The 11,897-nt window shown below is 40.6% G+C and carries 15 protein-coding genes; 2 read left to right on the plus strand and 13 right to left on the minus strand.

The genetic code is table 11. The features are described from left to right. Positions 1-123 precede the first annotated feature (123 nt). From Q4557_RS12615 to Q4557_RS12625, 3 genes are all read right to left on the minus strand, one after another. The gene (locus Q4557_RS12615; RefSeq protein WP_102437317.1) at positions 124-501 is read right to left on the minus strand and encodes a DUF2069 domain-containing protein; all 378 of its coding nucleotides are present in this window, start codon (positions 499-501) and stop codon (positions 124-126) included. Between the two features lie 8 nt (positions 502-509). Further along, positions 510-860, minus strand: a complete 351-nt coding sequence (gene arsC / locus Q4557_RS12620) for an arsenate reductase (glutaredoxin) (protein ID WP_102520231.1) — start codon at positions 858-860, stop codon at positions 510-512. A 96-nt stretch (positions 861-956) separates the two neighbouring features. Next, on the minus strand, positions 957-2,366 hold the full coding sequence (locus Q4557_RS12625; protein ID WP_102476650.1) for a M48 family metalloprotease: 1,410 nt from the start codon (positions 2,364-2,366) through the stop codon (positions 957-959). Positions 2,367-2,545: 179 nt separating this feature from the next. On the opposite strand from Q4557_RS12625, the gene Q4557_RS12630 reads away from it, so the two are divergent. Further along, positions 2,546-2,779, plus strand: a complete 234-nt coding sequence (locus Q4557_RS12630; protein ID WP_303413099.1) for a sulfurtransferase TusA family protein — start codon at positions 2,546-2,548, stop codon at positions 2,777-2,779. Positions 2,780-2,848: 69 nt separating this feature from the next. Then, positions 2,849-3,955, plus strand: a complete 1,107-nt coding sequence (locus Q4557_RS12635; RefSeq protein ID WP_303413100.1) for an AI-2E family transporter — start codon at positions 2,849-2,851, stop codon at positions 3,953-3,955. 235 nt (positions 3,956-4,190) lie between these two features. Here the strand turns inward: Q4557_RS12635 and Q4557_RS12640 are convergent, their stop codons facing one another. The 10 genes from Q4557_RS12640 to Q4557_RS12685 all read right to left on the minus strand — a co-directional run bounded on the left by Q4557_RS12640 (position 4,191) and on the right by Q4557_RS12685 (position 11,858). Then, on the minus strand, positions 4,191-4,397 hold the full coding sequence (locus Q4557_RS12640) for a DUF2897 family protein (protein WP_102437325.1): 207 nt from the start codon (positions 4,395-4,397) through the stop codon (positions 4,191-4,193). Between the two features lie 39 nt (positions 4,398-4,436). Further along, entirely contained in the window at positions 4,437-5,180 is a 744-nt protein-coding gene (kdsB, locus tag Q4557_RS12645; protein ID WP_102437327.1) for a 3-deoxy-manno-octulosonate cytidylyltransferase, read from the minus strand. Between the two features lie 175 nt (positions 5,181-5,355). Beyond that, positions 5,356-5,970 (minus strand): carbonate dehydratase, encoded by a 615-nt coding sequence (gene can / locus Q4557_RS12650; protein WP_102437329.1) that lies wholly within the window; start codon positions 5,968-5,970, stop codon positions 5,356-5,358. A gap of 190 nt (positions 5,971-6,160) precedes the next feature. Beyond that, positions 6,161-6,967, minus strand: a complete 807-nt coding sequence (locus Q4557_RS12655; RefSeq protein WP_303413101.1) for an alpha/beta fold hydrolase — start codon at positions 6,965-6,967, stop codon at positions 6,161-6,163. Positions 6,968-7,066: 99 nt separating this feature from the next. Further along, positions 7,067-7,753, minus strand: coding sequence for a M15 family metallopeptidase (locus Q4557_RS12660; RefSeq protein WP_303413103.1), 687 nt, complete (start codon positions 7,751-7,753; stop codon positions 7,067-7,069). Beyond that, the gene (gene dapE, locus Q4557_RS12665) at positions 7,747-8,877 is read right to left on the minus strand and encodes a succinyl-diaminopimelate desuccinylase (RefSeq protein ID WP_102437333.1); all 1,131 of its coding nucleotides are present in this window, start codon (positions 8,875-8,877) and stop codon (positions 7,747-7,749) included. Before dapE ends, Q4557_RS12660 begins: the two co-directional genes overlap by 7 nt. Further along, the gene (locus Q4557_RS12670) at positions 8,877-9,227 is read right to left on the minus strand and encodes an arsenate reductase (protein WP_102437335.1); all 351 of its coding nucleotides are present in this window, start codon (positions 9,225-9,227) and stop codon (positions 8,877-8,879) included. The genes dapE and Q4557_RS12670 overlap by 1 nt, the downstream gene beginning before the upstream one ends. Positions 9,228-9,281: 54 nt before the next feature. Then, on the minus strand, positions 9,282-9,791 hold the full coding sequence (gene crr / locus Q4557_RS12675) for a PTS glucose transporter subunit IIA (RefSeq protein WP_102437337.1): 510 nt from the start codon (positions 9,789-9,791) through the stop codon (positions 9,282-9,284). A gap of 74 nt (positions 9,792-9,865) precedes the next feature. Next, the gene (gene ptsP, locus Q4557_RS12680) at positions 9,866-11,560 is read right to left on the minus strand and encodes a phosphoenolpyruvate--protein phosphotransferase (RefSeq protein WP_303413109.1); all 1,695 of its coding nucleotides are present in this window, start codon (positions 11,558-11,560) and stop codon (positions 9,866-9,868) included. Positions 11,561-11,585: 25 nt separating this feature from the next. Further along, entirely contained in the window at positions 11,586-11,858 is a 273-nt protein-coding gene (locus Q4557_RS12685; protein ID WP_102437341.1) for an HPr family phosphocarrier protein, read from the minus strand. Between the last annotated feature and the right edge of the window lie 39 nt (positions 11,859-11,897).

Below are 11,897 nucleotides of genomic sequence, written 5' to 3' on the forward strand. Positions count from 1 at the left end.
CTTATCTTTTTATCTACTTGTCACTTACTAGGTGCTTGGTTATGGCGAAGTGATTTGCTGTTTTTAAATAAAAAAGCGCCCAAAGGCGCTTAAGTAATTTAGTTTATAAGTAGCAAGCTTATATTATTGGTCTTTGGACTTTTTCTTTAAACCTAAGCCTAGTTCTCTACCACGTAGGCGGGCATAAAAAGGAAAAGCGACTAACAGTGCGCTAATAAGTACAGATTCAATAAGCGCAAAATATAATGCATCTTCTGTGACATACAGCAGGGTTAGTCCATGTAAAAGGTATAAGCATAAAATGAAACTTGCCCAGGCATAAGTGTATGGCTTACCCGTTAATATCCCTTTAATGGGCAGTAACAAAGGGGCTATCCATAACAAATTAAAGGCTAATGAATATTCACCTGTCATGCCTTGCTGGATAAACCAGCCAGTAAGCAGCATTAATAATGAGACATAGCCCACACGGCATAGTTGAAATAAGGTATGTGTTGTCATGGTTATTCTCACAAAATGGCTAACACATTTTCAGGTGGTCGACCTACTGCAGCTTTGCCGTTTGCAATAGCAATAGGGCGCTCAATTAATTTAGGGGTGTTAATCATGGCGTTGATTAATTGCTCATCGGTTAAATTAACATCCGCAAGGTTTTGTTCTTTGTATTCGGTTTCTTTAGTGCGCATTAGCTCTCTTGGACTGATTGCTAACATGGCTAAAATAGCGCTAATTTCGTCGCTAGAAGGAACGTTTTTTAAATATTCAACAATGTTTATTTGAACATTTTGTGCTTCTAGTAACGCAAGGGTTTGGCGGCTTTTTGAACAGCGAGGGTTATGATAAAGGGTAACAGTTGTCATTAGATTGCTTCTTTTTTATATTTTGGGGCATATTAACAAAAAATCTAAGCAATGGTTAGCTATCTGATAACTTAACTCACCATTGCTTAGCGGTAATTATTTGAGAGCGTCAAGCTCACGTTTAGCTTGTCTAAATTGGCGGATCCTCGCCTCAATTCTGGCAACTTGTAACGATTGGCCTTCTGAGTGGCGATAGGCATAGTTAAGTTGATCAATCGCGCCATCATAATTGGCCGCTAAGGCCATGACTTCAGCATTAGTATAATATTCAAGTGCCTTATTACCCATTTTGCGATAGGCCTGAGTTAAAATTTGATAAGGCAATATATTTTGCTTATCTAGAAATATAAGATCTTCTAATAGCGGAATGGCTTTTTCGGGTTGTTCAGCTTCCACATACACGTTGGCAAGGTTAGCTGAAATTACTTGCGACATAGGTTTAAGCTTATTGTGATGCAATAACATCTCAATGGCGCCGTCAAAATCTTTCTTTTGAACTAACAAATCAGTTTTAGTATCAATATAAAACAGATTGTTTGGCTTATTTGCTAACAAGTCATCGATAATATCTTCTGCTTCAGTAAAGCGTTTCGCTCTAAATAGAGCCAATGCTTTCCCATAAAGTGCAGCACTTTTAAAGCTATAGCTTTCTTTTTTTAGTTGCTGCTCAAACATAGATAAAGCCGCTTGTTCACTGTAACTTGAAAAGCGCACTTGAATACGCGCTTTAGCAAGTTGGTAGTTTAACTGATCAGGGATATATCGATGAGGAAACTGGGTTGCGCGGTTACGGGCATCGGTAATACGTGACTCGGGTAATGGGTGAGTCAGTAGCATTTGCGGTGGCGTAGTAGTAAAGCGATAGCGTATAGCAAGCTTAGAGAAAAAATCGGCGGCGCCATTGGGGTCAAATCCCGCAGCTGCGAGCGTTTGCATGCCAATTCTATCAGCTTCTCTTTCATGTAAACGTGTGTAGTTAATGCGTGATTGTGTAGATAACGCTTGGGTTGTAGCTAACGCTGCCATACCTGCTTGTGGCGCAGCAATGGTTAATAAAATCGCCCCTAACATCCCCACAATAGTAGCAGTAGAACTTTTTTCTTGTGCTTCTAACGAACGGGCTAAGTGACGTTGCGTTACGTGAGTAATTTCATGGGCAAGTACAGAGGCTAATTCGCTTTCTGTGTCGGCATTAAGAAATAAGCCTGTATGTACGCCTACATGGCCCCCGAAAAAAGCAAAGGCGTTAATTTCATCATTTTTTAATAAGAAAAAGTAAAAGGGTGTTTTTACTCCAGTGGCGTGGGCAACCAGTTTATTGCCAAGTTCTGACATATATTGATTCAGCACAGGATCACTAACAATAGGTGCTGATGAACGAATGACCCGCATATAGGCATCGCCATAGACCATTTCTTTTTCTAAACTAAAGGTATTGACTGCGGCAGTACCGAGATCGGGTAGGTTGTTGCTGGCAAAGCTTTTTGCCACACCAGCTGTGAGCATTAAAGCAACAGCAGTTGTTACAACACTTTTTGAGAATTGGGAAAACGATAATTTGCGCAAATGTAACCTTTATTATAATTATTTCAATAGGTGGTAAGCGATATATGCTATAGCGAATTACTTGTACTTTACTATCCTTGCTAGGATAATGGCCAGAGAATATTTAAAGCAAGTTCATAATGAAATTAATTGATTTAACAGCTTATCAATGCCCTTATCCTTTGGTACAAATCAAGTTGGCATTAAAGAAACTTAAACTAGGTGAATCGCTATGTTTCAGTATCTCTGACTCTGGTTCACGTCGAGATGTTCCGCAGTTTATAAAAAAAATGGGCTATCAACTTAAAATAACTGATGAAAGTCCCCATTCACAGTCTTTTATGGTTACGAAAGGTAACAATTTAACTGAATAATTTGGCTGACTTAAGATTGGTTAACTCTTAATATGATTAAGTCTTCCGTGACACTGTTTAAGGAACAAAATGCTTTCATTTTTAAGTGATTGGTACAAAGCGCGCTTTAGTGATCCACATGCAATTACATTATTATTTATATTATTAGGGATCGGGCTATTAATTTATTTTGCTGGTGGCTTACTTGCTCCCTTATTAGTTGCCTTAATTTTGGCATTTTTACTTGAATGGCCGGTGGCACAAATAGCTAAGTTTGGTATTAATCGCACCGTGGGCGCGTCGTTAATCTTAGTGTTGTTTATCGGCATAATGGTCTTGGTCGCATTCGGGCTTGTTCCCAGTTTATGGCGTCAAGGGGTAGCCTTAGCCACGGACTTACCGGTAATGATTGATACCGGGATGCAGTCACTTAAGGCATTAACGGTTGATTACCCTCAATATGTCAGTATTGAACAAATTGATGCCATGGTAATAGAGCTAAAAAAGTTAGTTGATACCCAGCATTTATTTGATATAGGCAAACAACTTTTAGGTTACTCTGCCTCGCTACTGGTATTGATGGTATACGTGATTCTAGTGCCGTTATTGGTGTTTTTCTTCTTAAAAGATAAAGATCAGTTACTGAAAAGCAGTAAACGTTTTTTTCCTAATAATCGTGATTTAGCTCGTAAAGTTTGGTTTGAAATGGACCAACAAATTTTCAATTACATTCGCGGAAAAGTGATTGAGATTGTCATCATTGGTACTGTGAGCTACGTATTTTTTGCCATTATGGGACTGCGTTACTCAGCATTGTTAGGGGTGCTAACGGGTTTATCCGTATTGATCCCCTATGTTGGCGCGACACTGGTGACATTACCCATAGCGTTAGTGGCCTTTGTGCAGTGGGGCGTAAGCCCTGAATTTGGTTATGTGATGATTGGCTACGGGATAATCCAAGCCCTTGATGGTAATGTGTTGGTGCCAATATTATTTTCTGATGCAGTGGATTTACACCCAGTGATGATTATTGCCGCGGTGTTGGTTTTTGGCGGCTTATGGGGCGTGTGGGGGGTATTCTTTGCAATTCCATTAGCGTCACTGGTAAAAGCGGTGATTAATGCTTGGCCTAACAGTAGTAATCAAAACAACAGTTTAGCTTTAGATAAAGAGACTTCGTCTGTTTCAAAATCCTAAATAGACACTCAAAACTTGTTAAAACTGAGCCAAGCTACTGCTCTAATTCAACTGGCATAGTTTGTATAAATTTAGAGAAAACTACAAAAAGCGAATGACTACTGCATATAAACAGTGTCATTCGCTTTTTTATTTTTTTCGATCAAGTCAGGCTAATTTACCAGGGCTGAAGCCTATGAGTCATACCTGATGCATCATAAGGTATTTAAGCCGGTAGTTACTTGAATTACTTGAGTTACTTGTCGTTATCACCCTTATCCGTTGGCGCTTGGTCGGTATTAAGATCTTTTACTGATTCGTCCTCAGCAGCTTTATCAGTTTTAGTTTTTGGCTCACCAAACTGCGGCATTTTAAACTTAGCGCTATATTTTAATACCGCTAAATTACTGGCAATAATACCGACGACTAAAATGATAATAAGCCAAACTTCTAAATCGTTCATGATAATCCTTAACTGGTGTTTTGACCATTAAGTTGCTGATTAATCAACAGCTAAGCGTTGTTCACATTTACGGATATCTTCAGGGGTATCAACTTCTGGTGAGTTGAAAGCGCTGATGGCGATTTTTATCTTATGGCCATATTCAAGGGCTCGTAACTGTTCAAGTTTTTCAAGGTTCTCTAAGCGACCGAGGGGCAATTTAGCAAACGCTTTAACAAATTTACTGGTGTAAGCATAAATGCCGATATGCTTGTATACCGCGTAATCCTCACTGTCATTATCACGGCAAAAAGGAATACGAGAACGTGAAAAGTACAGGGCATTAAACTCGTTATCAAAAACCACTTTTACTTGCATAGGGTCATCAATATCTTTGTCTTTATCAATTTTATAACCTAATGTCGCCATTTCGAATTCGCCTGGGTGGCGTTCAAATAAGCTGATCATTTGTTCAATTGAAATAGGGTCAATTAACGGTTGATCCCCTTGTACATTAATCACTAAATCACTGTCGTCCAATCCAAGTATATCAATGGCCTCATTGATGCGATCAGTACCAGAAGCCGCATCAGAGCTGGTCATGACTACTTGACCACCAAAAGACTCAACCGTGTCTTTTATGCGAACATCATCAGTAGCAACGTAGATATTATCTAACCCTTTAGCGAGTGCCGCACGTTCACACACATGCTGTATCATTGGTTTGCCGTTAATGTGTGCCAGTGGTTTACCTGGAAAACGACTTGAGCCATATCTTGCTGGGATTAAAAGAGTAACTTTCATCAATATCCTACTTATCTGAAACGCTAAACAAAGGGGCTACTGAGCCCGAATGTAACTTATGCTTTATTATATACAACCAATTAGCTTAGTCAGCATTTGGTTGTTACCTATTTAGTTTAATCTCTGTAAAGATTATCTGATCTGCAGAGATGGTTCGTTGGCCATATCAACATTTTTACAGCGCATTATTGGCATGCTCACTATTTACCGTGACATCTAAATCTGTAAGTAGTCCGTTATTAATGCCATATATCCAGCCGTGAATGGCAATTTCTTGGCCTCTGTCCCATGCATCTTGAACAATCGTTGTGCTGGTGACATTGGCAACTTGTTCCATAACGTTTAGCTCGCACAAGCGGTCAAAACGTTGTTGTGGGCTAAGTTGTTCTAGGTTTTTGTTGTGTATGCGGTAAATATCACGAATATGACCTAACCAGTTATCAATCAAGCCTAAACGCTCTTTGCTCATAGCCGCTTTTACACCGCCACAGCCATAATGCCCCACAACCATAATATGTTTTACTTTGAGCACTTCCACAGCGTATTGAATGACAGATAAGCAATTAAGGTCGGTATGGATCACCATATTAGCAATATTACGGTGCACAAATACTTCGCCAGGCATCAAGTCGATAATTTGATTTGAAGGTACGCGGCTATCAGAGCAACCGATCCATAAATATTCAGGATTTTGCTGTTGGGCAAGCTGGGCAAAAAATTCAGGATCTTCCTTACTAATGCGTTCAGCCCAGCGGCGATTATTGTCAAAAAGAGGCTTTAATAATTTCATTTATGCTTTATAACCGTTTTTAAGTTTACTCGGACAAACAGGAGTACTGGTTGCACTATAAATTTTTATTATTATATCAGTATATTGCAATGTACTGTTTAATCTATATAAGGTGATGAAAATGCGTAATTATTATAACTTTTAATCAAGTCGTGCAGCTTATTAGCAGTAACATTAGTTGTTTTAGGCTTTATAAAAAAGCGTGTAAAAGCTGGTTGAATTCGTCTGCCTGTTCTTGATTACACATGTGACCAGCGTTACTGATCTGCAGCTGTTTACTGGCGCTAATACAGTCTTGCATTAAATAGGCTTCTAGCGGCGTTCGCAGTTTATTTTGTGAGCCAACGAGGATTAAACATGGCAGGGTGAATTGCTCTGCTAATTCTAAGCTGTCACGTTTATAAAATACTAACGGCGCAAACAAGGCAAGTTGTTCAATGCGTTGAGCTGATAACCCCATTAGCTGTTGGTTAAAGTTAGCCATTAATGTTTGAGAATCATCGGTTGCAGCAAAAAACTGGCTGCTTATCGTATCGGCGAGTGCTTCACTGCACTGTTTAGCTGCGCAAAGCTCATCAATCCATAATTGGTATTTGGCACTATTAACCTGTGGTTCAAAGCCAATAAAACTGTTGGCTAGGACCAATTTTGAAATCGTTTTAGGTTGGGCTAAGACCATTTCTGCTGCAATAGCGCTGCCGCAACCATTACCAATAACCATACACTGATCAATATTTAAATGGGCTAATAAGGATAAGCAATGCTGAGCGACAGTGACCAAAGATGTGGTGCCACTAGGTAGTGCACCTGATTGACCGTGAGCCCATAAATCAACCGCAATACAGCGATGAGATAGGCTAAATAATTCTATTTGCGGCTGCCATTGTTGACAATCACTGAGGAAGCCGTGGATAAACAAGATGACAGGACCTTGGCCTTGATCAATAAAATGTAGCGGTTGTTCATTAATAGCAAAGGTCTGGCTTTGATTAGGCATGAATGGTCTCAATAAAGGTTAACAATATAAAAATAATCTGCGGATACTATGATAAATTCATCAGATCTAGTGTTTGATACTGATTTAACAGGCTTAAAATCACTTCGGCGCATCTGCAATAAAATACACATAGCGGTCAACTAATTCATCGAGTCGATTTATCAGCGCTGATTTTAATGAGATATTAGAATTAGACAACAGTTGTTTGAGGCTTTTGCGATCGTATTGGGCTAAATAAAGGCTAGATTCAGGAAAATAGCTTAAATGCCAAGGTTCTGGACTCACGCCGCTGCGCCCGGCTTGATAAGGTAAATAAAACCCATATTGTTGAGCATGATGTTGCAACCATACTGAAAGGGCGCCGCAAGGGCCATCAATCAAGTATTCGTCACTAATTAATTTTAGTTGTTGCCGATTTATGTTATTGCCATCATAGACATCAATGTCAGTCCCCCAGTGATGGCGTGATGCGCCGGGTAGGGCAGACCAATTTAAAATCGCATCAACAAGTTGATCGTCAGTGAGGTTTTGACAATCCAATACTTGGTTGTTGAGGTCTAAAAGAATCCGTTTCCCTTGGGCTTTCGCGTTCCAAATTGCGGCTTGTTTAGCAAAATTGCGGTGAGCCGAACAAAGCTCAATGGCAATACCATCAAGGACTGCGTGTTGCTGCATTTGGCCAAATGCCTCAGCGGTTTTTTGAGTCAGTAAATGCCCTTGTACAGTGACAAGTTGTGATTCGTCCAGCCCATAAAGGGCTGGATTGCTGATATCAACATTTAGCACAAAAGCTTTTCCAATATAGACTCATAGCATAGGGCTAAGACTTCTAAATCTGAGACTTTCACGCATTCATTGACCTTATGAATGGTCGCATTTACCGGACCTAACTCGATAACCTGTGCGCCTGTTGGTGCAATAAAGCGTCCATCAGAGGTGCCACCTGTTGTTTGAGGATCGGTTTCATAACCAGTGACTTCTAAAATCGCGGCTTTAGTGGCTTCAAGCAAGGGTCCGCCGCCGGTTAGAAAAGGCAGGCCGTTAAACACCCAGTCAATTTCATAATTTAATCCATGGGCATCTAAGATGTTGAGCACGCGTTTAATTAGTTCCTCAGCAGTGACTTCTGTTGAATACCTGAAGTTAAACATCACCTCTAGTTCACCTGGAATGACATTGGACGCACCCGTACCACCATTAATATTGGCTATTTGAAAGCTGGTTGGTGGAAAGAACTCATTGCCATTATCCCAATGCATTTGCGCAAGCTCAGCTAATGCGGGTGAGGCTTTATGGATTGGGTTATCTGCAAGGTGCGGGTAGGCAACATGGCCTTGAATGCCATGAACGGTAAGATTACCGGTTAAGCTGCCTCGACGGCCATTTTTTACAATATCACCTAACTTATGGGTCGATGAAGGCTCGCCAACCAATGACCAGGTGATTTTTTCATTGCGAGCTTCAAGGGTATCAATAACGCGAGTGGTGCCATTGATAAATGGGCCTTCTTCGTCACTGGTGATTAAAAATGCAATAGAGCCTTTATGATCGGGATGCTTAGCCACAAAACGTTCGGTAGCAATAGTCATCGCTGCCAGTGAACCTTTCATATCTGCGGCGCCGCGGCCATGAATATAGTCATCTATAACCGTAGGTTCAAAAGGCGGGGTGTGCCATTTATTTAAATCGCCCGCGGGCACCACATCAGTGTGACCAGCAAAACAAAAAACAGGCGCTTCGGTGCCCCGTCTTGCCCACATATTTGTGGTGTCTTCAAATACCATAGGTTCAATGTTAAACCCAGCAGCTTCAAGGCGCTCAGCCATTAAGGTTTGACAACCTTCATCTAATGGAGTCACAGAAGGGCGTGAGATTAACTCTTTGGTTAATGCTAATACGTCTTGAGTCATTAGTTAAACCACGCTTGATAATCTGCAGCTTTAAAGCCAATAAGGATCTTATTATTTTGAATAAGGACAGGACGCTTAATCAAGGTTGGGTGTTCAACCATCAAGCTGATGGCCTTTTGTTTATCTATGCCGTCTTTTTGGGCATCAGTTAAGGCGCGAAAACTGGTGCTGCGTTTATTGAATAATAATTCCCAGTCGGTTAATTCAGTCCACTGAGTAATGGTTTTGGCATCGATACCTTGTTCTCTAAAATCGTGAAAGCTAAAAGGTTGGTTTTCTGCTTCTAACCACTTACGGGCTTTACGTACGGTATCGCAATTCTTTATTCCGAAAATAACACTACTACTCATTTTTGTTTGATTTCCCAGTATGGTGGTGTGATAGTCATTATGTTGCTGCTAACGTTATAATTCAACGGTAAATATTACGTCTTTCCCAGCAATTACTGCGCCTTGGGCTTTATCTAAATATTGCACATCTTCCATGTTAGCGAGCACTACAGGGGTTAACAGGCTTTCAACTTGATCGGTTAGATAGTCTAAATCAAATTCTAAAATGGGTTCGCCAACTTTAACTTGTTGGCCTTCTTCTGCGAGTCGTTTAAAGCCATTACCGCGCAATTCGACCGTGCCGACTCCAAAATGCACAAATAGCTCGAGTCCTTGGTGTGACTCAATACTGAATGCGTGGTTTGTTTCAAAAATTTTACCTATGGTGCCGTCAATCGGCGCTAGGATGAATTTTCCTGTTGGGTTAATTGCAAGACCATCGCCGACAATTTTTTCGGCAAAAACTACATCCGGTACTTTCTCGATATCAACTAGCTCGCCAGAAATTGGCGCGTAGACTTTGATCCCACCAGTTAAGGTCGGTTGCCCTGATATTAATCTGCGTATACGGCTTAAAAATCCCATTACATGCAGCCTCTTTTATTATGATTATTTCGATGTTTAAAATAGTTAACGATAACACATCGCTATCGCTGTTATTAATTTAACAATTCGTTGAGCTGGTTAATATGACTTAAGGTTAATGCTTGCTCAGCTTGTTGAGTAAACTGGGCGTAATTGCCGTTACAAATAGTGGCTTTTACATCCAATAAACTGGCACTGTTAACGCTTAACTCATCAATGCCTAAACCCACCAGTAGGCTAATGAGTTTGGGTTCGCTGGCCAATTCTCCGCATAAGCAGACTTTGGTTTGATGCGCTTTACACTCATCCACCGCCATTTTGATAAATTTGATCATTGCAGGTGATACGGGGGGATAATCCTTAACCAGCTCAGGGTTACCTCGATCTGCAGCAAGGGTGTATTGGGTTAAATCATTACTACCAATACTGATAAAGTCTAACTTAGGCAATAGGTGGGGTAAATTTAATATTGCAGCAGGTGTTTCAACCATGATGCCGATATTAATCTCACCAAAGCCTTTTTCCTCTTCAATTAATTGCTGCTTACACCAGTCTATGATTTCAAATGCTTGCTCTAATTCTTCTATTTGATTGACCATAGGAAATAATAGCCGAACTCGGCCATGATTAGCGGCCCGTAACACTGCTTTAATTTGAGTACTAAATAGCGATTTATGTTGCAAACTGTAGCGGATCCCCCGTACGCCCAGTGCCGGATTGTCTTCATAATCTTGACTTAGGCAGGGGATTTCTTTATCTGCACCAATATCGAAGGTACGTATGGTCAGCACCTTTCCATTTAAGCTGTGCAGCGCATCGCAGTATAAATGAAACTGTTGTTTTTCATCAGGTACTCTATCCACTTGCATGAGTAAAAACTCTGTGCGGAATAAACCGATCCCCGCTGCGCCCGCATCTTGTATTTGGCTAACATCATTTAAACTACTGACATTAGCGAGTAAGCACACAGGATGGCCATCTTGGGTGATACTGTCTTGGTCCACATACTGTTTTAGTGCTTGGCGTCGTTGAGTTTCTTGTGCTGATTTAAGCTGAAGTTGCTGGGTAATTGATTCAGTGGGATTAATGTGTAATTCACCACTAATGCCATCTAAAATAAGTGGGCTACCATCATTTATATTGAAATTGTCAAACTGACAACTTAGCAGTGCTGGAATACCGGCCGCCTTGGCTAAAATAGCAGTATGGCTGGTAAGCCCACCTGTTTTGAGCACTATGCCTTTAATTTTATTGAGTGGAATAGTGGCAAATTCAGCAGGGGTGAGGTCTTCAGCCAGCAAAATGGCATTTTCAGTTAACTTTGAAACATCCCACAGCAAGGTACCATTTACGGCAGCCATCAACCTTTTGCCTAAGCAAATAACATCATTACTGCGATTAGCCATATAAGGGTCGTCTAGCTGAGCCAGTTCATCCGCATGTTGAGCAAATACCCGCTCAATGGAAACTTCGGCTGAAAAACGAAAGCGGGTGATATACTTTTTTAGTTCTAAGGCCAAATCATCATCTTGCAGTAACATGATGTCAGCATCTATCAGGCTAAAGTGTTCGCTGTCTACGGCAAGGTGTTGCTGGCAATCAGTTAAATATTGACTTAGGAAGATAATCGCCTTGGTGGCTTTTTCACATTCTTGTGGGATTTGTGCGACAGGCAATAATCTGTAGTCCACCTTTGAGTGGTGCAGATTAATATGAATAGCTTTACCAAATGCTATTCCTGGTGACACTACAATACCTGATACCGCCATATGACTTCCTGTAAATTTTATCCTACTAACTTAAGGTGATGAGTAATTCAGACACTGTCTCAACGGCTTCTTCTGCTTTATCACCTACGGCAAAGACCTTAACTGATTGACCTAAATATAATCCTAAGGTTTGTAATTTAAACAAACTTTTGGCACTGGCCTGTTTACCATTACATTCGACAATGACATCACAGTCAAAGGTTTTTGCCGCTTTTACTAATAAAGCTGCAGGTCGCGTATGAATGCCATGGGGAGCGATAATGGTAACGGTTTTTTCATAATAGATTCTATCGGACATTGAAGTTACGTTCTTAGCATTAATAATACAAATGATAAT

It is taken from the genome of Shewanella sp. 5_MG-2023, assembly GCF_030547465.1.
In the GTDB taxonomy this organism is placed as follows: Bacteria; Pseudomonadota; Gammaproteobacteria; order Enterobacterales; family Shewanellaceae; genus Shewanella.